Below are 21474 nucleotides of genomic sequence, written 5' to 3'. Positions count from 1 at the left end.
AAGGGAGGAAAGGGAGAAAGGAGGAAAGGATCTGCTAACGTAGCCCTTTCCTCCTTTCTCCCTTTCCTCCCTTCCTCCCCCCAAATCATGTTCGCAGAGATATTCATAAATCGCCCCGTAACGGCCATTGTGGCCTCCATTGTCATTGTGGCCTTGGGGGTGCTGGCCTTGCTCACGCTACCCGTTAGTCAGTATCCCGACATTACGCCGCCGGTGGTGCAGGTGTCGAGCAGCTATACCGGGGCCGATGCCCAGACGGTAGAGCAAACCGTGGCTACGCCCATTGAAACGCAGGTGAACGGTACGCCGGGCATGAGCTACGTGCAGACCAACGCCACCAACGATGGCCGGATGAGCATGAACGTGACCTTCGACGTGGGTACCGACGTGAACATTGCCGCCCTCGACGTGCAAAACCGGGTGGGTATTGCCACGCCCCAACTGCCTGAAGAAGTGACCCGGCTGGGTGTGACGGTGCGGAAGCGAAACCCCTCGCTGTTTATGCTGGTGGCCATTTTTTCACCCAAAGGCACCCACAACGTCTCGTTTCTGGACAACTACGCCAACATCTACATCCGCGATGCCCTGCTGCGGGTGAAAGGCGTAGGCGATATTTTCAGCCGCGCCGACGATTTCAGTATGCGGATCTGGCTCAAGCCCGACCGCCTTGCTCAGCTCGGCATGACCGCCGACGAGGTAACGGCAGCGTTGCAGGAGCAGAATTTGCAGGTGGCCGGTGGGTCAGTGGGGGGGCCGCCGCAGCCTTCGTCGCAGGCATTTGAGTACACCGTTTTCACCAACAGCCGCCTGAGCAAAGAAGCTGAATTTGAGAAAATTGTGGTCCGCAGCGACCCGGCGCGGGGGTCATTGGTATACCTGAAAGACGTAGCACGGGTGCAGCTGGGCAAATTCTCCTACGCCAGCAACTCCTTCGTCGACGGCAAACGGGCCTCCTACCTGCTGGTGTATCAGCTACCCGGCAGCAACGCCCTTGCCACCGCCAAAGGGGTATATGCAGCAATGGACAACCTGAAAAAGACGTTTCCCAAAGACGTAGACTACGTGGTGCCGTTCGAGTCAGTATCTGTCATTCAGGTCTCTATCTCGGAGGTGATACAAACGCTGCTGGAGGCCCTGGGTCTGGTGATCTTGGTGGTGTTTTTGTTCCTTCAAAGCTGGCGCGCCACGCTCATTACGCTGCTAGCCATTCCGGTGTCTATCGTAGGCACGTTTGCCTTCTTTATCCCGCTTGGTTTCACTATTAACACGCTGACACTCTTTGCCTTCGTGTTGGCCATTGGTATTGTGGTCGATGATGCCATTGTGGTGGTCGAAGCCGTGCAGGCCAACATCGACAAGGGCATGAATCCAAAGGAAGCGACCGTAGAAGCCATGCGCGAAATCTCGGCACCTGTTATTGCCATTGCGCTGATTCTGGCGGCGGTATTCGTGCCGGTGGGCTTCATTCCGGGCATCGTGGGGCGGCTCTATCAACAGTTCGCCATTACCATTGCGGTGTCGGTGCTGATCTCGGCGTTTGTGGCCCTGTCGCTCACGCCCGCCCTGTGTACGCTGCTGTTGAAACCGCAGCACATCGACGAAAACGCCAAGGGGCTGAACAAGTTTTTCTACAAGTTCAACCAGTGGTTCGAGCGCGTTACCAATAGCTATTCCAATGCTGTTGGGCGACTTATCAAAGCTACACCGCTGGTGATCGTAGGATTAATTGTCATCTACGTCGGCACTGGTCTGATGTTCCGCGCCAAACCCACGGGCTTTATCCCAACGGAAGACGAAGGCCGGCTGATTGTGACCTACGAAATTCCCGAAGCCGCCTCGACCGCCCGCAGCCTGGTGGTACTGAACCGGATCATGGATACCCTGAAACGTCAGCCTTATGTGAACCACTATGCGGCACTGGGTGGTCTGAACGCCATTACGTTTGCCTCCAAATCGAACAGCGGTACGGTGTTTATGCAGCTTAAACCCTGGGACGAACGCACCGGCAAAGGCATGCAGGCCGACTCGCTGGTGGGTAAACTGCAACGGGCGTTTGCCTCGTTCAACGACGCCCGGATACAGGTAGTGCAGCCCCCGGCCATTCCTGGTTTGGGACAGAGTTCGGGCTTTACGTTCGAGATTCAGCAACGCGAAACGAATGATGACGTGCGGGCCTTCGACGGGGTAGTGCAAAACTTCATCGCCGAAGCAACCAAGCGCCCCGAAATTGGCCGGGTGTTCTCCTACTTCACCGCCAAAGCCCCCGCCTACCGCGTCGATGTGGACCGCGACAAATGCAAAAAGCTGGGCATTTCGGTCAGCAACGTCTACCGCACGGTGCAGACGTACCTGGGTAGTCAGTACGTAAACGACTTCATTATCTACGGCCGCAAGTTCCGCGTGGTGGAGCAGGCCGACACCATGTACCGCGCCGACCTGACCGCGCTGAACCAGTTCTATGTGCGTAATACAAGCGGCCAGTTGATCCCGATCAGCAACGTGATCAAGACTAGCGTAATTGAAAACGCACCGCTCATTTCGCACTTCAACCTGTTTCGGTCGGTGGAATTGAATGGCGGTGCCAAGCCTGGTTACAGCAGCAGTCAGGCCAACGACGCCCTGCGCGAGGTGGCGGCAAAAGTGCTCCCGGCGGGCTACAGCTACGATTTCTCCGGTCTAAGCCGCGAAGAGATCAACGCGGGCAGCAGTTCGGTATATATTTTCATGCTGAGCATTGGCTTCGTTTTTCTGTTCCTGGCGGCGCTCTACGAAAGCTGGTCGGTGCCGTTTTCGGTGCTGCTATCGGTGCCGTTGGGAGCTATGGGTGCCATTATTGCGCTGCTGCTTTTCCCATACCTGAGCAACAACGTCTACGCCCAGATTGGGCTGATTACGTTGATTGGCCTAGCCGCTAAAAATGCCATCCTGATTGTGGAGTTTGCCAAAGAGCGCGTAGACCGGGGCGAGGACCTGCTCGAATCGACCATCGAAGCCGTCCGGTTGCGGCTACGACCCATTCTGATGACGTCACTGGCGTTTATTCTGGGCGTTATTCCGCTGGCGCTGGCCACCGGGGCAGGCGGCGTGGCGCGGTCTACTATTGGCCGTACGGTGCTGGGTGGTATGCTGGCCGCCACCTCGCTGGCTATTTTTGTGGTGCCCGTCCTCTACATCGGCATCACGCGGCTAGCCTACGGCAAGAAGGGGCTGGAAGAACTGAAAAAGCGGGCCAAGCCGAAAGAAGAACCCCAGCCGCAACTAGCTGATAAGTAGAGGGGGTCTGCTGCGCGAAAACTCCATCAGATTACCATCCGGGTCTTTTGAATAGAACGTGCGCTCACCCCAAGGCTTATCTTCGGGCGGGCCATCCGTAGGAAATGACTGCGCCTGGAAATCGGTGTAGAGCTGATCAACTTCCTCTACCTCAAACTCCAGGTGAAACGGCGGCATGACGTCGAGCCGGACCAGGTTTAGCTCGTTTTTACCCAATTGAAAAATGGCAATGTGGCCGGGCTGATGCATGATTAACTTAGCACCCGGAATGCGCTTATAATAAGCCATTGACTGCTCTACGTCCTTGACGTGGATGGCGAACTTGTCTAAACTAACGGCAACCAGTCCCATAACTGTATCATTTATGATGTTTGTTTGTCAAAACTACAACACGAATGATATTAAATCAAGGTTGTTCTAAAATTTAATAGATTGCACCATTTATGATATATAATGGATAAGACGGTCGAACTCGTGACGCGATGGGCAGCGTTTGCTGCCCGCAACCCCCAGGCTAACCTCGATGATTTTTATCGGTATGAACTACTCGAACAGCAGCACAATAAGCCACAGGGCGACATTGCCGACGGCATAGTACCATCAGAAACGAACCTGCTGCTGATCAAGCTCTTAAGCCGCATCGACCGGATATACACCACTTATGCCGAAGCCGCCTTCGAGGGTACGGGCATCAAACAAGTCGACGAGTTTCTGTTTCTGAATGCCATTGCGCACTTGCAGGAACCTCGCAAAACAGACGTGATCACGCATACCATCACCCGGCTGTCGTCGGGCCTGCTCATTATTGACCGGTTGAAACATGCGGGCTACGTGGCCGAATACGAAAACACAGCCGATAAGCGCTCCAAACGCCTGATGCTTACACCCGCCGGGTCGGCGGTGCTGCAACGGTGCTACGACCGGGCAGATGAACTGGGACGGCTGTTTTTCAGCGACTTATCGGATGACGACATGCGGTTGTGCATCCACATGCTGAAGGGCGTGGAGATCAAATTTGCCCAGTTGTGGCCTTCGCACAAGGGCAAGTCGTTTGACGTGATCAAGCAGGAATTACTGGCGGCGGCGCCAGCCTGACCACATTCATAAGCAGCTGTCAAGGTGTAGTTCACTACCACTACAATCCCGTTATCTTCTTCAAATTGTCGGCGGGGATGCGGTCGGCCAGGAAGCTGAGGGGGTCAACGCCTGCTTCGTGAGGTTGTTCTTTTACTACGAAAGCGTAAGTACCCGTGTTGGCTTTCATGCGTAAGCGCCGTATGGCCAGCAACTTGCCAATCTTCTTGCCCGCTGCCGGTTTGCCATACACGCCCACATCGATGAGGTCATTGAGCGGCAGGGGTGTTTCGCGGCCCAGTGAGTCGGCGCGGAGCTTGGCGGTCTGCACAGTTACGATTACGTCATACTGCCCGTCGTTGCGCTTTTTGGCCGAAACAGCGGTGGCGCGGTTATCGTAGATCGTGATCTGCTCGAACAGGTCCGAAATAGTCGATTGCAGGCTGTCGGGGGTGTTTTTGCGAAGACGATCTACCAGTTCGTACGACGTTGGGTAGGGCGGCTGCCGGTAGGCAAATGCGCCCGTGAGGTCGTGAAGGGCATTGTTTACGGCTTTTTCGCCAATGAACTCCTTCATGTTGAACATCACCAGACTACCCTTGTTATAGTGCACGTAGCCCTGGTTTTCCACTTTCTCCAGCGGTACTTCCTTCTCAGCTTCGCTGCCCCGCGCACCCAGATACCGGTCCGATTCGTAGCCCAGGAAACGTTTCATACGGTCGCGTCCGTAAGCTTTCTGCATTACCATCAGGGCCGAATACTGCGCCATCGTCTCCGACAGCAGCGTGGCCCCCTGCATTTCGGCTCCCACCACCTGATGCGCCCACCATTGGTGCCCCATCTCGTGAGCTACCACATACTTCACCATATCGACGTCCGTTTCGGGGTCTATCTTGGCAATGAAGCCAATACTCTCCGAATAAGGCATGGTGCCCGGAAACGCCTGCGCAAACGATGCATACCGCGGAAACTCGATAATGCGGGCCTGCTTGTGCCGATAGGGTCCGTAATTCTGGGTATAGTAAGCCAACGACTGCTTAATAGACTCGCTCATGTTGCGCACATTGTAGGGGTGCTGCTTATCGTAATACACCTCTACGTCGATGCCGTTCCACTTGCTGCGGTTTACCTGATACCGGGCCGACAGAAACGAATAGAAATTCAGCGACTGGTGATCCAATGAATAGCTGAAGTACTTCCGGGCTCGTCCCTGCGCATCCTTGCCTGTCCACTCTTTTTGCAACGAACCAGGAGCCACTGCTATCTGATCAGGCGCAGTGCTGATAGTGGTGCGCACGTTGACCCAGTCTGAATGGCCGCCAATGTAGCTGTCCATGCAGTCGTCGGTGCAGGGACCTCCATCCCGGTTTCGTTCCAATTTGGGCATTCGGGCGCGTTCGGGAAGGCCGTATTTTTTGCGGTCGTTTCTACTAGTCATCTCCCCATTTTTCTGGTAGCCAATCAGCGGCGAAATGTCAATGTTATTGAAAAATGAGCCATTCTGGTTAATCTGCTGCACCATAGACACTTCATTTTCAATGCCTTGCGTTTTGTGGTGTGCCGTCCAGCTCAGCATGATCGAATCGCCGGGAGCCATGGGTCGAGCCAGTTTATAGATGCCATACTGCAACAGCGAATCATGAAGTACGCGTTTGGCTCCGGCAACCGTGATCGTATAGTCCATCCGGTTGGGCACCCCAATGTGCAGCGAGTCGATGGCTACGCTGGTCTTGTTGTTAAGCTGCATCGTTCCCCGCACCAGCAGCTCACGCTCATCTGGGTAGAGGTCAATGTCGTAGCTGACGTCGGTAATGCGAGGCTGTGGCCGATGTTCATACTTCTTGTATGTTTTCTCATAGGCCACCTCCCGTTTCTTCTGCACATTTGGGGTTACGTACGAATTCAGGATATGGGTGTTGTAGAACAAAAACGCTCCCAGCAGCACCCAAACGGCTAAAACACCAACTGCCACGCGCCGCAGCGGCTGGTTGTTCGGGCTTACAAAATTTCGCTTCGCTTCATGCCAACGTGAGGCCCAGGCGGTATCTTTTCCCCGTACCCAAAAGAGCACACCTATCACGCACAGCAGGGCCGTAAACAGGAGCCAGTAGGCACGAAACCACGCCAGCGCGGCTATGTAAGGCCCCCAGCCGTTCATATCGGAGTAGGTAGAATCGGGCGACGCATTGAACTGGGCAAGGTTACTCTGCACGTCTAGCGGACCCCAGATGTAGCCATTGGCAATCAGGATGACCACTACTACAAAAAATGCCACGTACTTCTGGTTCACCAGCGTATGCACGAGCATCGACAGTACAATGATGGGAATAAGCCGCAACAAGCCAATTGCGAAAAAGGATACTAGGTACTGCTTCAGGTCATAAACGGTGTAGCCCATCAGCGTTTGGGCCACAATACCCGCCAGCACGCACAGCGCCTGAATCACCATCACCACGCCAATCATGGCTACCAGCTTGCCCAGAAACACGCTCCAGTTGCGGTGGGGTGTGGCATCGTATATCTGATCGAGGTTGGCGTCGCGCTCCTTCCAGATCAGATCGCCGGAGTAAAAAATAATGATGGCAAAAAGGAAAATGCCCATCGTACCCTGAATAATTTGGATTACGTTGTAAGTGATCGGAAACGAGTACAGGCCGTAGAAGTTGTCAGAAAATTTGAGCGAAAAACCCATGTTCAGCAGCCCCAGCAGCAAAATCACCAGGAACGCTACCCCACGAATGGTGCCATTGAAGTCGGTTTTTGCTACGCGCCAAAGCTGCGCCAGCTGTGCATTAGTGCCCGTTGCTATTGCTACACGGGGCAGGGCCTGCACCTGACCATAAACGGCCAATCCGACAGCATCGGTAGGCAGGCTGTCTGCCTTTTTCCGGCGCTTAAACCAACCACCGCTGCTCGCCCGCTCGCTAAATGAGAACCGGACGTAAGTGATGACCAGCAGCAGCAGCCCCACACCGACCCAAATGAGCCGGTTGATGCCCATGTAGCCATCCAGCAGGCCAACGGAGCGTGTGTTCTTGTCGGCCACGGTCCAGTATTTCGTCACCAGCCCGAATGGTCCAAAGCCCAGCACGTCGAAATAAGCTACCAGTTGCTCATTATCGAGGTCGCCGGTGAGGTTAGAGGCCGTTACCTGCGCCACCAGCAGCACCACCGCCCCCACAAACGCCACCACCGTTGAGCGACTCAAGGCGGCGAGCATGAAAATGAATGCTCCCGAAATAAAGGTGTTGCCCACCGCAAACGTCAGGAAGCTGTTGACGTGCGCCGACCACACCACCGGCCCGTACCGCTCGGCCTCTACCGAGCCAGTCAGCTGCCCGATGAGTGTACCCAGCAGCACGCCGATAGAGATGCCCAAAAACGGGATCAACGCCACGCAAAACGCACCCAGAAACCGCCCCGCGAGGTAATCGAGTTTGCGGATAGGCGACGAGAAAACGAGTTGGTGGCTGTTGTAGGTGAAGTCGCGGAGGGCGGCGTTTTGCACAAACGCGGTGGTCATCAGCAGCGCAAAGATGGTCCAGACACCATACTGATTCTGAATGACAAAGGGTGCATTCTTGTACACATTGCCAAACGACCCGCCAATGGTGAGGTCATCAGATGCGGCTGCCCAGGCAAACATGATAATGTTGACGAGCATGAATATCCAGACCATCGGCTGACGCAGCCAATACCGGATTTCGAAGTTGAAGAGGTGGAGGAACATCTAATTAAGAATTAAGAATTAAGAATTAGTCCACCAGTGTAGCAGCATTAGGGGTTGGACTTTAATAAATGCGATCTCACTTTTTGTCTGTTTCCATTCTGATTTTATGTTGTGTTGTTTTCTTGATTGAGCCAAGGATGCGGATTAGTTCTTCGCAATCAGACAGCATTGAGTCAAACATCGGTTTTTCGATATACCCGGAGCCATACAGTAATCGAAGCCAATAGCGGGTTTCTCTTGCCTCTTTGTATGAATTACCAATTTTTGCAGCAAAATTTCTGATGCTGTAACCTCCAATAGCCTCTTCTGAATTGGCCCCGATTGACGTACCACTTCGCAAAATTTGATCGGCTAACGAATAAATTCGATGCTTTTCGATCAACCATTGATACATTTTTATAATGCGAAGCGCGAAGTCAAATGACTTTTGAAGAAGAATATTCTCATCTTTTAACAAGCTTGGAATAGGTGATACGTCAGCCATTTCATTCTTAATTCTTAATTCTTAATTCACTGAAGAACACATCCTCCAGGTCCGGCTCGGCAGCGCGGAACCCATCGCCGGGGTCAATGTCGCTCAGGACGTGGATTTGCGGTTTTCCCGCCACCAGCTTGCTCGAGATCACCGTGTGCGTTTGCTGGTAGGTGGGCAAGTCGGATTTATTGATAGACTTGGCCCAAATCTTACCCGACAGGCCATTGACAGCGGCCTGCGGCGTGCCGCCAAACAGCACCCGGCCCTGGTGAATGATGGCCATGTTGTTGCATAGCTCCATCACATCCTGCACAATGTGGGTAGACAGGATCACCACTACATTCTCGCCAATCTCCGACAACAGGTTATAAAATCGATTCCGTTCGCCGGGGTCAAGGCCAGCCGTGGGTTCGTCTACGATAATCAGTTTGGGTTCGCCAATGAGCGCCTGCGCAATGCCAAATCGTTGTTTCATACCCCCTGAATAGCTGCTGACGGCCTTTTTGCGCACGTCCCAGAGGTTTACCCGGTGCAGCAGCGCCTCTACCAACTGCGCCCGTTGCTTGCCGTTAATCACGCCTTTCAGCATGGCAAAATGATCGAGCAGTTCACTCGCCGACACGCGGGGATATACGCCAAACTCCTGCGGTAGATAGCCCAGGGTACGCCGCACGGTCTCTTTCTGGTTTAGCACGTCGAGATCATCCAGCATAGCCGTGCCGCTGTCGGCATCTTGCAGCGTAGCCAGCGTGCGCATTAACGTCGATTTGCCCGCGCCGTTCTGGCCCAGCAGACCGTACATCCCCGTCGGAATAGTAAGCGACACGTTGTCGAGGGCGCGGACCCCGTTGGCATATGTTTTTGAGAGATTTTGGATGACGAGTTCCATAGAAAAGGGTTGGTTGACGGATGATCTTGGTTCAATGCTAGGCATCTACTCGCAACCCTGATGCATTTTCGGTGCTATCGGTTGTAATCGGGGATGTGCGGTTGTAGTTAACAATGCTTAATCATCTCGTTTGCCAGTGTATTATTTGTCAACCGAATAGATTATAAAAAAAGCGCTGACACCCGTCAGCGCTCCCACAACCTCATTCTCTATCTATTGCCTCTGCCCATAGCAGTAACAGAGGCCATCAGGCGCCACCACAAAAAAGACCTTCCACCGCACGTCGCCATGCTGTTGAAACGTGTAGTTGGGCTGCTCAACTGGCAGGCCGTTGGCGGTCAATTCGGCAAACGCGTTGGCCACATCATCTACGTCAAAGAAACAACCATTCTGGCCGGGGTCACCCCCATTTTCGGCTAAACCGATTTGAACCTGATCCCTGGCTATAATGGCAGATTTACGTGGTTGATCGGTGCGCGATACAAGCTGGAACCCCATCGTTTTCTCGTAAAAAGGCAACGCTGCTTCGAGGTCATTGACAGGCAGGTTCAGACTATCCTGCTGATAAGGCCAGGCTTTGTTGATGGTCGCTTTTAGCTGTTCCATTTGTTTGTCGTTTAGTAAGCACAAAAAGCCACTCGGCTAAGTGCTTGTCAGATACAAAGGTGAGCCGCCATCAACGTAATCTTTTTACGTCGAGCCAATTCTAACCAATATGTTTCCACAAAAAAAGCGCTGACCGGAGCCAGCGCTGTTCAAATCAAATGCGTCAGTTAACAGACCGTTAGGCGTAGGTATTCAGCATCACGGGCATTACAAGCATCAGGATCTCTTCGTCTTCCTCCTTGTCGGCAGGAATAATGAGGCCGGCGCGGTTGGGTGCCGACATTTCCAGCGAGATCATCTTGGCGCTCAGGTTGCTCAGCATCTCGGCCATCAGTTTGGCGTTGAAACCAATCTCCATATCATCGCCGTCGTAGTCGCACATGAGCTTCTCGTTGGCTTCGTTCGCGTAGTCAAGGTCTTCAGCAGAGATCGTCAATGTAGGCGATGGGCCGTTCTTACCTTTCAGCGACAACCGAATCTGATGCGTAGTACGGTTGGCGTAGATCATAATCCGCTTCAGCGAGTTGAGCAGATCGGCGCGGCCAATGGTCATTACGTTGGTGTTGTTGGCCGGAATGGCGTTCTCATAATCCGGAAAACGCTCATCGATCAGGCGGCAAATCAACTGCGTCGACGGGGCACCACCCGCGCCAAATGTGAACGACGCATTAGCCTGACTTAAGTCGACCTGCACGGGAACGCCCTCGGGTAAGGCCGCTTTCAACAGCGACAGCGCCTTGCGCGGAATAATCAGCGACCGTTCGGCGGCGGGGGTAGTTGATGTTGAAATGTTGTTACGCCGGTACCGAATCAGGCGGTGGCCGTCGGTAGCCACAAACGTGGCCGTGCCTGCTCCGGCTGCGTCGGCACTCAATTGCAGATACACACCCGTCATAGCGGGGCGCAGGTCGTCGGTGCTGGTAGCAAAAACAGTATTGTTGATGGCGCTCAGCAGCCCGTCAGACGAGAGTTCGACCGACAGATTTTTGTTGACCGACGGAATCTTGGGGAAATCAATCGGATTTTCGCCCGAAATCTTGTACCGGCCATTATCGGTCAGGATTTCGGTGCCAAACGTTTCGGTGTTGATATTGATCGTAATTGGCTGATCGGGCAGGCTGCGCAGGGTGTCGAGCAGCAGTTTGGCCGGAATGGCGATGGACCCTCCCTCCGACGCGTCCACCGGAATCTGGGTGGTCATCGTCGTTTGCAGATCCGAAGCAGTCACGGTTAGCATACCCGCAGCACTGTCTCCGCTATGGTCTGCTGCGGCGTCGATACGCAGGAGAAAATTTTCCAGAATCGGGACAATCGGGTTGGTCGCCACTACCCCGTTGATAGTCAGCAGGTTTTTGAGCAGAACGGACGAAGAAACGAGGAATTTCATGCGATTAGGGCTTTAGCCAGTAAATAGAGTATAAAACAAAAGTAGCAAAAAACGCGCCCTTTCCGAAGGGGTTTTGGCTATTTGTGGGCAGGTATTTTCTACGCGTTTTGCCCATACTTACGCCGCCTTATAACCGTCCAGCAAAGGCCGGCAAAGGCAACCAGGGCCAGAGGTCCCAGCACGTTAAGCCCCTGCCAGTAAGTTCGTTCGGCCTTCACCCGAATACCATCCAGCGGCCGAAGCGGCACCACCCGCGCCCGCGCCGCAATCACGCCATTGGGGTCGGTGAGGTAGTCAATCGCATTGAGCACAAAGTCTTTGTTGGCAAACTGGGTACGCGTAAACCGGTCATAGCCGAGCGGTAGGGGCGTTTTTCGTTTGTAGTCTACATCATTTACCACCAGATCACCGTCGGCACAAATCAGCACACCGCCAGGCTTGCCAGTGGCCCGGAAAGTCTTCATCAGTGAATCGGGCAGGAGTTGGTTGGCAAAAACGGACGTGAACGATCCTTCAAACAGGGCGCTCACCAGTCGTGTGCCGCTGGTATAAGTCTTAGGGTCGGGCTGTTGCCGGGCTTCATTATACGCAATCAAGGCGGGCACTTTCAGCACGCTCGTATAGGGCGACGTTTGTACCAGCATCGTTTTCTGAATACCCGGTGCCTGTACCGTATCCAGCGTGCTGATAAACCGGCCATAGAGCCTGTCGAGGTTGCGGGTAATGGGACTATTGCCAAACGAATTCAGCACCGGATAAAACCGCCACGGCACCAGTTGAATGTTAGGTTTGTCGCCCAGATTGCCCACATCCATCGGAATTACGGCGCATGACAAATCCTTTATCACGTTCTGATTCACGCGGGCACCCCACCGAAAAAACAGGTCATTCAGGCCCAGATTCAGCGGTTGCGCAAACGTGCCATCCCGGCTGACGCTGTCTACTCGTTGCCCATCCACAAAAAACAGGGCATGGCCGCCGTTCACTACGTACTGATCCAGCTTATACACCTCCTGCTCCGAAAAAGGTCGGTCGGGTTTCAGCACCAGCAGGGCGTCGAGGTCGGTAAGTGGGCCAGGTTTACCTAAATCGGCAAAAAACAGGTCGTAGGTTTCCTGCACGGTAGCCAGCAGATCTGAGAACCGTTCGGGAGATACCTGCGTATGGCCAAACAGTAACCCTACCCTCCGCCGACTGCCCACCGGCTGGGTGATGCGCCGTATGGCCGACGCCAACTGATACTCTACACCCTCGTAAGACTGATTCAGTTGCTCAGCGGGCGTGGCGTCTTTGTTGCCTTTCAGCAGCAATACCCCCACCTGCTTGCCTGCGTAGCTGACCACCGCCCCCGGTACAATCAGTTGCTCGGTACGGGTACCGCCTTCGTTGGCAAACAAATTAGTGGGTTGCAGCCCCAGTTCAGCCAACCTGATCAGCCGCTTCTCCTGCTCTGCTTTTGTGCCCAGCAATGGGTCTACGAAGCGGTAGCTTAAGTTGGCACCGGCAATGGCCTCGCTTTCTTCCAGGTTTTCGCGAATAGCCGTTTCCAGCCGCTTAAAACCTGGTGGCAGATTGCCCGTTAAAAACACGTCGATGTGTACCGGTTGGGGCAAATTTTCCAGCAACGTCCGCGTCCCATCAGAGAGCGTATAGCGCGCATCGGCCGTGAGGTCAATACGCGAATACACAAACGCTGATAGTACGTTCAGTAAAAGCAGGCCGAATAAAAATAAGACAAATAATCTAGCACTACTTAACATATTGTTAGTTTGAACACTGCATTTTGTACAATGGAGAATTTACATATTTATGCCTTTATAGTGCTCCTTAACCACATCTTCAAATGATAATCCCATGTCCTCTACTATAACTGCCACAAGCTTCATAACAGACTGATCTTTGATAATATTAGCTAACTCTATAAATGTTCCTGCAAAAAATTTTTTGTTTTCAAGCTCAAGTGAGTATACTACTTTAGTATAATCAAAATTTTCACCTTTCAAGTTAGAGATAATCTGATTATTTAAACCAAGTATTTCATTACTTACAATGGTAACGAATTTCTTTTCTTCACTATGAGCAACTCTTTGGCCTAAATGCGTTACGATAAATACCATCATCAAATTAATTGATACTTTTTCTACGTCTGTTAGCCTTTCAGAGTAAAAAGTTAAAACTTGCTTTTTCTTTTTAGGTTTTAAAAAATCAAATAATCCCATGTCAATTTCATTTTTAATATGCTCAATGGTTATTATCAGAAACCAAGTTTCATCATTCAAACGTACATGAGATTAACTCACAAGTCTTGCTGATCAACTATGATGAGTGATTCTGCCGAAAAAGTGCCTGTTTTTAGCTTACCGTCTTCAAACCACTTGCATATAACAAGTGATTCATCATCAACCCGTTTTGCTTTCATTAGACTAGGGCCTTCGAGTTTCTTTTCAAATGAGTCAACTGTCATTTTAGGACCTCCACTTAAAAGCTGCACAATGCTTCCCCTTCTTACATCTCTCATTGGTACAAGGTGTTATATATAGACATTCAGGCAGGTTTTTACACCAATCAGAATTGGTTTCAATAAAAGTATATAAAGAATCTATTGCAAGCAATGCATGTAGCATGGAAATTTTAAAACTTCTATGCTACATACATTGCTTTTCATCCTACTCCATCAGCTGCACAAAATCATCGAACAGATAGCGCGAGTCGTGCGGACCGGGTGAGGCTTCGGGATGGTATTGCACCGAAAAAGCTGGTTTGTCTGTCCGCCGGATTCCCTCAATAGTCTTGTCATTCAGGTTAACGTGCGTCACGGCCACATTCGCGTGGTCCTGCACCTCGTCGGCCTTTACAGCAAAGCCATGATTCTGCGACGTTATTTCACACAAGCCCGTGATCAGGTTCTTCACGGGGTGGTTCAGTCCCCGGTGGCCGTTGTGCATTTTGTAGGTCGAAATACCGCTAGCTAACGACAGTATTTGGTGGCCTAGGCAAATGCCAAAAAGAGGCTTGTTGGTATCCAAAGCCTGCTTCACAGTCTCCACAGCATAAGGCATGGCAGCCGGATCGCCGGGGCCGTTCGAGATAAAATAGCCGTCGGGGTTCCAGGCTTGCAGCTCGGCAAACGGCGTTTTTGCGGGGAATACTTTACAATAGGCACCCCGGTTAGCCAGGTTCTGCACAATGCTTTTCTTCACGCCCAGATCCAGTACTGCCACCTTAAACCGCTCAGCCACGTCGGTGCTACCCAACTCGTAGGTCTCTTGCGTACATACTTCCGACGATAGTTCCAGACCGTTCATGTCAGGCACCTTCGCCAGCTCGGCCAGCAGCACAGCCGGGTCCAAAATGGCTGACGAAATGATGCAGTTCATCACACCCTTGTCGCGAATGTGCCGCACCAACTGCCGGGTGTCAATGCCGTGAATACCCACAATGTTGGCCTGCTCGAAATACTGCTGCAACGACTCGTCGGCCAGGTGCCGCGAATAGGTCTGCGAGAAGAAGTTGCACACCATACCCCGGATCTTCACCCCCGCCGACTCTTCTTCCAGCCCCAGCTGCACACCGTAATTGCCAATGTGTGAAGTAGTATTGATGATTATCTGGCCAAAATAGGACGGGTCGGTATAGATCTCCTGATAGCCGGTCATGCCTGTATTAAAGCAGATTTCACCACCGGCGGTGCCAATTTTTCCGAGCGCGTGGCCGTGCAATACGGTACCATCCTGCAAAACCAGCAATGCCTCAGCATGTTGTGGCCGTGTCATGGGCAAGTTTGTTTGTGGGTTGTTGAAATGACTAAAAAAAAGGGTTAACCGATAAACGGCTAACCCAGTTTCTGTATAACGATTGGTTCGTTCACTACTCAGCCGATTCCGATTGGTCTTTACCGCCCTTAAGCCGGTCTGTCAACGCCTTGAATTCGTCCATTTTGCCATCGCGCAACAACGCCGCCTGTTCGTTCCAGGTTGATACGTCGTGAACATTGTAACGTGGGCCAGCTTCTGTCAGAACAGCCTGTACAGTTTCGTCACTGGCATCGGCCAGTTGAGCAAACGTGGTGACGCCAGCGTTATTCATCAATTCGGCAATTTTAGGACCGATGCCTTCCACAATGGTTAGGTCATCAGCACCAGCCGCAGAAGCATCAGCTACAGGTGCGGTTTCGGCAACCGTTGCAGCGTCAACAGCAGGAGCTTCGTCAGCTACTACCTCAGCCGAAGAAGCCTCTTCAGCAGCCACAGGAGCGGCCGTAGTACCATCGGCCTTGCGACCTGAACCACCCCGACGGCTACGGCGCGTCTTGGCAGTAGCCTGTTCAGTAGCAGCCGTCAGCAGCGCTTCGTTGAAATCAACCAGTTCGATCAGGCAGGTATCAGCACCGTCACCTTTACGGGTGCCCAGCTTGATGATCCGCGTATAACCACCGGGACGTGTCGCAATTTTGTCAGACACCTCACCAAACAGTTCTTTCATACCCTCTTTATGGTTGAGGGTTTTAAAGACAATTTTCCGGTTCTGGTTGTTGTCTTCTTTGGCACGCGTCAGAATAGGCTCAACGAATTTGCGAAGTTCTTTCGCCTTCGCCACCGTGGTCTCAATCCGCTTGTGCATAATCAGCGAAACTGCCATATTCGACAACATAGCTTCGCGGTGCGAATGGGTCCGGCCGAGGTGATTATCTTTTTTACCGTGTCTCATTGTGAAATGAGTTCAAGATTTAAGGTCTAACGTTTAATGTAGCTCGTTACCGAACATTGAACAGTAGACATTGAACGTTGAACTTCCTTTTAGTCTTCGTCTAAACGATATTTAGCCACGTCCATGCCGAACGTCAGGCCTTTATCAGCCACTAGTTGCTCCAATTCCGTCAGTGACTTCTTACCGAAGTTGCGGAACTTCATCATATCTGAGATCTCCAGACGAACCAGATCACCCAGCGTACGCACCTCAGCTGATTTCAGGCAGTTGTAAGCCCGAACCGACAGGTCCAGATCAGACAGCGACGTTTTCAACAGTTTGCGCATGTGCAGCATCTCTTCGTCAACCACATTATCTTCTTCCGGCTTCACCGTATCGAAGGTCATGGTTTGATCTGAGAACAGCATGAAGTGCTGAATCAGGATGTGAGCAGCACCTTTTAGGGCTTCCTCCGGGTGAATAGACCCGTCGGTTTCAATATCAAGTACCAACTTTTCATAGTCGGTCTTTTGCTCCACACGAGTGTTTTCAACGCCAAATTTGACGTTCTTGACCGGCGTGTAAACAGCATCCATAGGAATGTGGCCGAATGGAAGTTCGTTGGCCCGTGGTTCGTCAGACGGCACATAGCCTCGTCCTTTTTCCACGAAAATCTCCATTTCCAGGTCACGGGTATTATCGATGTGGCAGATAACCAGTTCTGGATTGAGCACATCAAACGAGGCCGTAGCCTTTGTGATGTCGCCTGCCTTCAGCACCGACTGCCCTTTGATATTGACCGTGATCTTGTTATCGACCATATCAGAGACTTTCTTAAAGCGAACCATTTTCAGGTTCAGAATGATCTCTGTAACATCTTCAACCACACCTTCTATCGAAGAGAACTCGTGCAACACGCCGGGGAACTTGACACTGGTGATGGCATAGCCTTCCAGTGACGAGAGCAAAATGCGCCGTAACGCATTGCCAATCGTGACGCCGTATCCCTTTTCGAGAGGCTTAAACTCAAACACACCGTGAAAATCGTCGGATTTTTCCATGACGACTTTATCGGGCATTTGGAAAGCTAATATTGACATACGTTTTCGTGGTTAACAACCTAAAAAATAAGTGTACAGTGGGTAGCAGCCAGACGAATCAGAGCCTACTGCTGACTATTACTTCGAATACAATTCAACGATCAACTGCTCGTTGACATTCTCAGGAATCTGGTCACGCTCAGGGAAACTGATGAACGTACCTGCCAACTGCTGCTGATCCCACTCCAGCCAGTTGTACCGTTTGGCATTACGGGCCGACAAGCTAGTCGTCACAGCTTCCAGCGACTTCGATTTCTCACGTACACCAATGATCTGGCCGGGTTTCAACGAATAAGAAGCAATGTTAACTACTTCACCATCAACAATGATGTGCTTGTGAGCTACCAACTGACGGGCCGCACGGCGCGTAGGCGCAATGCCCAAGCGGTATACCGTGTTATCCAGACGGGCTTCGCACAACTTCAGCAGGTTTTCACCCGTGATGCCCTCCTTAACGGCGGCACGATGGAACAGGCCCCGGAACTGACGCTCCAGAATACCGTAGATATATTTTACTTTTTGTTTCGCCTGGAGCTGCTCAGCATACTCCGACGTTTTGCGCTTCCGGCCACGGCCGTGCATACCGGGCGCATAATTCTTCTTCTGTAAGGCTTTACTGGGTCCGAGGATCGGCTCACCAAACTTACGGGCAATTTTGGCCTTGGGGCCAGTGTAACGTGCCATTATGTGAAATGAATAATGTGAAACAAGGAACGGACACAACTCAATGTCGCCCGCTCGTATTCATCGCTGCGGCAACTACCTGACTGTTATAGATACTACGACAACCAAATACTTGCAAATCAACTGATTGTACTTAAACGCGCCGACGCTTTGGAGGGCGGCAACCATTGTGTGGCAGGGGCGTAATGTCCCGAATTGTAGTCACCTCGATGCCCGTGTTCTGAATCGTCCGGATGGCTGATTCACGACCGGCACCTGGTCCTTTCACAAATACTTCTGCCTTGCGCATACCCAATTCGTGAGCTACCTGAGCGCAGTTTTGTGCCGCAGTTTGCGCGGCATAAGGGGTGTTCTTCTTAGAACCCCGGAAACCCATCTTACCAGCCGATGCCCATGAGATCACCTGACCGTTCATGTTCGTTACCGAGATGATTATATTGTTGAACGTAGCCCGGATGTGTACCTGACCAACTGATTCAACTACGACAATGCGTTTCTTCGCTTTATCCTTACGTTTTGCTTGTGCCATTTGCTTAGATAATCGTCATTCGGTTGTCATTCATTGTCATTAGTGGTCATTCATTGCTAAAACACAACCAATGACAACAAATGACGATCAATGACTATGAATGACCATTTACTTATTTCGTTGCCTTCTTCTTGTTTGCAACCGTCTTACGCTTGCCTTTCCGGGTGCGTGAGTTGTTCTTGGTTTTCTGACCACGAACGGGCAGCCCTTTGCGGTGACGCAGACCACGGTAGCAGCCAATGTCCATCAAACGCTTGATGTTTAGTTGCACCTCTGACTTGAGGGCACCTTCCACCTTGAATTCGTTACTGATCGCGTTACGAACGGCACTCGACTCATCGTCGTTCCACTCGCTTACTTTCTTGTTTTCGTCGACGCCTGCTTTCGTCAGGATCGTTTTCGCTGCGCTCCGACCGATACCGTAGATGTACGTCAGCGAAATAGCGCCGCGCTTCTTATCGGGGATGTCAACACCTGCAATACGTGCCATGTGTGCTTAACCTTGTCTTTGTTTGTAACGGGGATTCTTTTTGTTGATCACGTAGAGTTTTCCTTTCCGACGGATCACGATGCAGTCTTCACTGCGCTTTTTAATCGACGCTTTGACTTTCATGGTTGCTAGTCATTTTACTTGTACCGGTACACAATCCGCGCCTTACTCAAATCATAAGGCGACATCTCCAACTTCACACGGTCACCGGGCAGGATCTTGATGTAGTTCATCCGCATCTTACCCGATATGTGTGCAATCACTTCATGCTTGTTGGCCAACTCAACCCGAAACATTGCGTTTGACAATGCTTCGAGAATGATACCATCCTGTTCAATCGAATTTTGCTTCGCCATAGTTGCCTTAAACCGCAGCAGTCTCGTTCAACTCGATGGCTAAACTCGTGTTGGCCGTCACTGCTTCAATGTATTCAAACGTGGTAAGTACATCAGCTTTCCCTTTATGCACTGCCACGGTATGCTCAAAGTGAGCCGAAGGCTTACGGTCGGCCGTACGTATTGTCCACCCATCCCGCTCTTGCACAACTCCTTTCTTACCAAAGTTTATCATTGGTTCGATAGCCAGTACCATGCCGTCTTTCAACTTCACTCCCTGTCCACGCTTTCCGTAGTTTGGTACCTGCGGCTCTTCATGCAAGTTTGACCCTACGCCATGCCCAACCAGTTCGCGCACTATACTATACCCGTGGTGCTCAGCGTAGGCTTGAATGGCATAGCCAATGTCACCAATCCGATTGCCATCAATAGCTTTTGCAATGCCTACGTACAATGATTCTTTGGTACGCATTAACAGCTTTCGCACACTCAGGCTTACTTCCCCAACTGGATATGTATAAGCACTATCGGCATGATAACCATGCTTATGTACACCGCAGTCTACCGAAATAATGTCACCATCTTTCAGTTCGTAATGGCTGGGAAAACCATGTACTACTACTTCATTGACGGAGATGCACAAAGCACCCGGAAACCGGGTGGCAGTGCCATTATTGAAGTTCAAAAACGAGGGAATGCCCCCATTATCCTTAATGAACGTCTGAGCAACGGCGTCAAGTTCCTTCGTAGTGACCCCTGGCCGAATCAGCTTAGCCACTTCAGCATGAGCCTTTCCAAGCACTTGTCCATTCTGCCGAATGATCTCAACCTCCTCGTCGCTCCGCAAATAGATCATACTACCAGCACAGATTAAACCGTCACTGCATCAGTTGTACGCCCCTTTACTCGACCTGACTTCATCAGCCCTTCGTAACGACGCATCAACAGATAACTCTCAATTTGTTGCAGCGTATCCAACACAACCCCCACCATGATCAGTAGCGACGTGCCACCAAAGAAGGCAGCAAAGGCTGTTGTCATGCCAAGTTTGCTGGCAAACGAAGGCAGAATAGCTACCATCGCCAGCATGATTGCACCTGGCAGGGTGATGTGGTCAAGTACAGTACCAATGTATTCGGAGGTAGCAATACCTGGCTTAACACCTGGAATGAAACCACCGCTCCGCTTCATATCATCCGATATCTGCGTCGGATTGACGGAGATAGCCGTATAGAAGAACGTGAACACAATGATTAAGAACGCAAAGAGCAAATTGTACTGCCATGAAGTGTAATCGCCGAACACGTTGGCAATGTTGGCAACCGTCTCGCTCTTCTCAGCACCCAAACCGAACATAAAGCCTGGAATGAACATCAGTGCCTGCGCAAAGATGATGGGCATCACACCAGCAGCGTTCAACTTCAGTGGCAGATATTGCCGCTGACCGCCTACTACTTTATTGCCTACCACCTGCTTGGCGTACTGAATTGGAATGCGACGTACAGCCTGCGTTAACAACACAGCGCCCATGATCACGAAGTACAGGGCTACCATCTCAATAAAGAAGATGAAGATCTGCGAAGTACCACGGGTTTGGGCTTCACCAATGATAGCACCGGGAAAACGGGAAACGATACCGATCATGATGATCATCGAAATACCATTGCCAATGCCTTTATCAGTTATCCGCTCGCCTAGCCACATACAGAAGATAGTGCCGGCGGTGAGCAGGAAAACCGATGCGATAGTAAACAACGTACGGTCAATCATCATCGCCTCAACCGGAATGGTTGTCTGAATATAAGTCACGGCCTGAACGGCAGTAACCAGGATAGTCAGCACCCGGGTGATCTGATTTAACTTCTTCCGGCCCGACTCACCTTCCTTCTGCATTTTCTGGAAGTAAGGCAACGCCAGCGTCAGCAGTTGAATAGCGATCGATGCCGAGATATAGGGCATAATACCCAATGCGAAAATAGAGGCCTTACTAAAGGCTCCACCCACAAATGCATCAAGTAGTCCCAGCAACCCTTGCGGACGCAGGTTCAAACGGTCTGGGTTAACGCCAGGCAGCACAATGTGCGTCCCTAACCGGAAGACCGTTATAAACAACAAAGTGTTGAGAATACGGGTCCTCAACTCCTCTATTGAAAAAATATTCTTAATGGTCTCGATGAATCGGTTCATACAACGGGTCAGTTGCTACCGGTGGGTTT

21 protein-coding genes are annotated in these 21474 nt (G+C 51.5%); 2 read left to right on the top strand and 19 right to left on the bottom strand.

Features of this window, described 5'->3' with window-relative positions; translation table 11 throughout:
* The first annotated feature begins 87 nt into the window (after positions 1-87).
* Entirely contained in the window at positions 88-3273 is a 3186-nt protein-coding gene (locus tag J2I48_RS14750) for an efflux RND transporter permease subunit (protein WP_207336236.1), read from the top strand.
* On the opposite strand, the gene J2I48_RS14745 is transcribed toward J2I48_RS14750, so the two are convergent.
* Positions 3259-3624: a VOC family protein gene (locus J2I48_RS14745; RefSeq protein WP_207336235.1), complete on the bottom strand. Its 366-nt coding sequence runs from the start codon at positions 3622-3624 to the stop codon at positions 3259-3261. The two genes, J2I48_RS14750 and J2I48_RS14745, sit on opposite strands and share 15 nt — an antisense overlap.
* A gap of 102 nt (positions 3625-3726) precedes the next feature.
* Here J2I48_RS14745 and J2I48_RS14740 point away from each other — a divergent pair, with 102 nt between their 5' ends.
* Entirely contained in the window at positions 3727-4368 is a 642-nt protein-coding gene (locus J2I48_RS14740) for a MarR family winged helix-turn-helix transcriptional regulator (protein ID WP_207336234.1), read from the top strand.
* A 40-nt stretch (positions 4369-4408) separates the two neighbouring features.
* Here J2I48_RS14740 and J2I48_RS14735 read toward each other — a convergent pair whose 3' ends face one another.
* The 18 genes from J2I48_RS14735 to secY form a co-directional block, all read right to left on the bottom strand.
* Positions 4409-8077, bottom strand: a complete 3669-nt coding sequence (locus J2I48_RS14735; RefSeq protein ID WP_207336233.1) for a M1 family aminopeptidase — start codon at positions 8075-8077, stop codon at positions 4409-4411.
* A 76-nt stretch (positions 8078-8153) separates the two neighbouring features.
* On the bottom strand, positions 8154-8561 hold the full coding sequence (locus J2I48_RS14730; RefSeq protein ID WP_207336232.1) for a four helix bundle protein: 408 nt from the start codon (positions 8559-8561) through the stop codon (positions 8154-8156).
* Positions 8562-8568: 7 nt separating this feature from the next.
* A complete protein-coding gene (locus J2I48_RS14725) occupies positions 8569-9441 on the bottom strand; it encodes an ABC transporter ATP-binding protein (protein WP_207336231.1) in 873 nt (290 codons plus the stop codon).
* A gap of 213 nt (positions 9442-9654) precedes the next feature.
* On the bottom strand, positions 9655-10047 hold the full coding sequence (locus tag J2I48_RS14720) for a VOC family protein (protein WP_207336230.1): 393 nt from the start codon (positions 10045-10047) through the stop codon (positions 9655-9657).
* 178 nt (positions 10048-10225) lie between these two features.
* Entirely contained in the window at positions 10226-11434 is a 1209-nt protein-coding gene (gene dnaN / locus J2I48_RS14715; RefSeq protein WP_207336229.1) for a DNA polymerase III subunit beta, read from the bottom strand.
* 98 nt (positions 11435-11532) lie between these two features.
* Complete coding sequence (gldG, locus tag J2I48_RS14710; RefSeq protein WP_207336228.1) at positions 11533-13194, bottom strand: gliding motility-associated ABC transporter substrate-binding protein GldG; 1662 nt, start codon at positions 13192-13194, stop codon at positions 11533-11535.
* A 39-nt stretch (positions 13195-13233) separates the two neighbouring features.
* Entirely contained in the window at positions 13234-13713 is a 480-nt protein-coding gene (locus J2I48_RS14705; RefSeq protein WP_207336227.1) for a hypothetical protein, read from the bottom strand.
* Positions 13714-13730: 17 nt separating this feature from the next.
* Positions 13731-13952, bottom strand: a complete 222-nt coding sequence (locus tag J2I48_RS14700) for a DUF2158 domain-containing protein (RefSeq protein ID WP_207336226.1) — start codon at positions 13950-13952, stop codon at positions 13731-13733.
* 148 nt (positions 13953-14100) lie between these two features.
* Positions 14101-15207: a glutamine-hydrolyzing carbamoyl-phosphate synthase small subunit gene (carA, locus tag J2I48_RS14695; protein ID WP_207336225.1), complete on the bottom strand. Its 1107-nt coding sequence runs from the start codon at positions 15205-15207 to the stop codon at positions 14101-14103.
* Positions 15208-15301: 94 nt separating this feature from the next.
* Positions 15302-16141, bottom strand: coding sequence for a 50S ribosomal protein L17 (gene rplQ, locus J2I48_RS14690; RefSeq protein ID WP_207336224.1), 840 nt, complete (start codon positions 16139-16141; stop codon positions 15302-15304).
* A gap of 89 nt (positions 16142-16230) precedes the next feature.
* A complete protein-coding gene (locus J2I48_RS14685; protein WP_207336223.1) occupies positions 16231-17220 on the bottom strand; it encodes a DNA-directed RNA polymerase subunit alpha in 990 nt (329 codons plus the stop codon).
* A 78-nt stretch (positions 17221-17298) separates the two neighbouring features.
* On the bottom strand, positions 17299-17904 hold the full coding sequence (gene rpsD, locus J2I48_RS14680) for a 30S ribosomal protein S4 (RefSeq protein WP_207336222.1): 606 nt from the start codon (positions 17902-17904) through the stop codon (positions 17299-17301).
* Between the two features lie 133 nt (positions 17905-18037).
* Positions 18038-18433, bottom strand: coding sequence for a 30S ribosomal protein S11 (rpsK, locus tag J2I48_RS14675; RefSeq protein ID WP_207336221.1), 396 nt, complete (start codon positions 18431-18433; stop codon positions 18038-18040).
* 112 nt (positions 18434-18545) lie between these two features.
* Positions 18546-18923, bottom strand: a complete 378-nt coding sequence (gene rpsM / locus J2I48_RS14670; protein WP_207336220.1) for a 30S ribosomal protein S13 — start codon at positions 18921-18923, stop codon at positions 18546-18548.
* A 6-nt stretch (positions 18924-18929) separates the two neighbouring features.
* Positions 18930-19046, bottom strand: a complete 117-nt coding sequence (ykgO, locus tag J2I48_RS14665) for a type B 50S ribosomal protein L36 (RefSeq protein ID WP_009284800.1) — start codon at positions 19044-19046, stop codon at positions 18930-18932.
* 14 nt (positions 19047-19060) lie between these two features.
* A complete protein-coding gene (gene infA, locus J2I48_RS14660; RefSeq protein WP_018618718.1) occupies positions 19061-19279 on the bottom strand; it encodes a translation initiation factor IF-1 in 219 nt (72 codons plus the stop codon).
* 7 nt (positions 19280-19286) lie between these two features.
* Entirely contained in the window at positions 19287-20114 is an 828-nt protein-coding gene (map, locus tag J2I48_RS14655; protein WP_207336219.1) for a type I methionyl aminopeptidase, read from the bottom strand.
* 14 nt (positions 20115-20128) lie between these two features.
* The gene (gene secY, locus J2I48_RS14650; protein ID WP_207336218.1) at positions 20129-21445 is read right to left on the bottom strand and encodes a preprotein translocase subunit SecY; all 1317 of its coding nucleotides are present in this window, start codon (positions 21443-21445) and stop codon (positions 20129-20131) included.
* Positions 21446-21474: the final 29 nt, after the last annotated feature.

This window comes from Fibrella aquatilis (assembly GCF_017353255.1).
Lineage (GTDB): Bacteria > Bacteroidota > Bacteroidia > Cytophagales > Spirosomataceae > Fibrella > Fibrella aquatilis.
Note: the sequence above shows the minus strand (reverse complement) of the source record. Positions and strands in the feature narration are given on the sequence as shown.

Coding starts and splice junctions, on each gene's coding strand:
- J2I48_RS14750 (WP_207336236.1), top strand. CDS start 88: ATGTTCGCAGAGATATTCATAAATCGCCCCGTAACGGCCATTGTGGCC.
- J2I48_RS14745 (WP_207336235.1), bottom strand. CDS start 3,624: ATGGGACTGGTTGCCGTTAGTTTAGACAAGTTCGCCATCCACGTCAAG.
- J2I48_RS14740 (WP_207336234.1), top strand. CDS start 3,727: ATGGATAAGACGGTCGAACTCGTGACGCGATGGGCAGCGTTTGCTGCC.
- J2I48_RS14735 (WP_207336233.1), bottom strand. CDS start 8,077: ATGTTCCTCCACCTCTTCAACTTCGAAATCCGGTATTGGCTGCGTCAG.
- J2I48_RS14730 (WP_207336232.1), bottom strand. CDS start 8,561: ATGGCTGACGTATCACCTATTCCAAGCTTGTTAAAAGATGAGAATATT.
- J2I48_RS14725 (WP_207336231.1), bottom strand. CDS start 9,441: ATGGAACTCGTCATCCAAAATCTCTCAAAAACATATGCCAACGGGGTC.
- J2I48_RS14720 (WP_207336230.1), bottom strand. CDS start 10,047: ATGGAACAGCTAAAAGCGACCATCAACAAAGCCTGGCCTTATCAGCAG.
- dnaN (WP_207336229.1), bottom strand. CDS start 11,434: ATGAAATTCCTCGTTTCTTCGTCCGTTCTGCTCAAAAACCTGCTGACT.
- gldG (WP_207336228.1), bottom strand. CDS start 13,194: ATGTTAAGTAGTGCTAGATTATTTGTCTTATTTTTATTCGGCCTGCTT.
- J2I48_RS14700 (WP_207336226.1), bottom strand. CDS start 13,952: ATGAGAGATGTAAGAAGGGGAAGCATTGTGCAGCTTTTAAGTGGAGGT.
- carA (WP_207336225.1), bottom strand. CDS start 15,207: ATGACACGGCCACAACATGCTGAGGCATTGCTGGTTTTGCAGGATGGT.
- rplQ (WP_207336224.1), bottom strand. CDS start 16,141: ATGAGACACGGTAAAAAAGATAATCACCTCGGCCGGACCCATTCGCAC.
- J2I48_RS14685 (WP_207336223.1), bottom strand. CDS start 17,220: ATGTCAATATTAGCTTTCCAAATGCCCGATAAAGTCGTCATGGAAAAA.
- rpsD (WP_207336222.1), bottom strand. CDS start 17,904: ATGGCACGTTACACTGGCCCCAAGGCCAAAATTGCCCGTAAGTTTGGT.
- rpsK (WP_207336221.1), bottom strand. CDS start 18,433: ATGGCACAAGCAAAACGTAAGGATAAAGCGAAGAAACGCATTGTCGTA.
- rpsM (WP_207336220.1), bottom strand. CDS start 18,923: ATGGCACGTATTGCAGGTGTTGACATCCCCGATAAGAAGCGCGGCGCT.
- ykgO (WP_009284800.1), bottom strand. CDS start 19,046: ATGAAAGTCAAAGCGTCGATTAAAAAGCGCAGTGAAGACTGCATCGTG.
- infA (WP_018618718.1), bottom strand. CDS start 19,279: ATGGCGAAGCAAAATTCGATTGAACAGGATGGTATCATTCTCGAAGCA.
- map (WP_207336219.1), bottom strand. CDS start 20,114: ATGATCTATTTGCGGAGCGACGAGGAGGTTGAGATCATTCGGCAGAAT.
- secY (WP_207336218.1), bottom strand. CDS start 21,445: ATGAACCGATTCATCGAGACCATTAAGAATATTTTTTCAATAGAGGAG.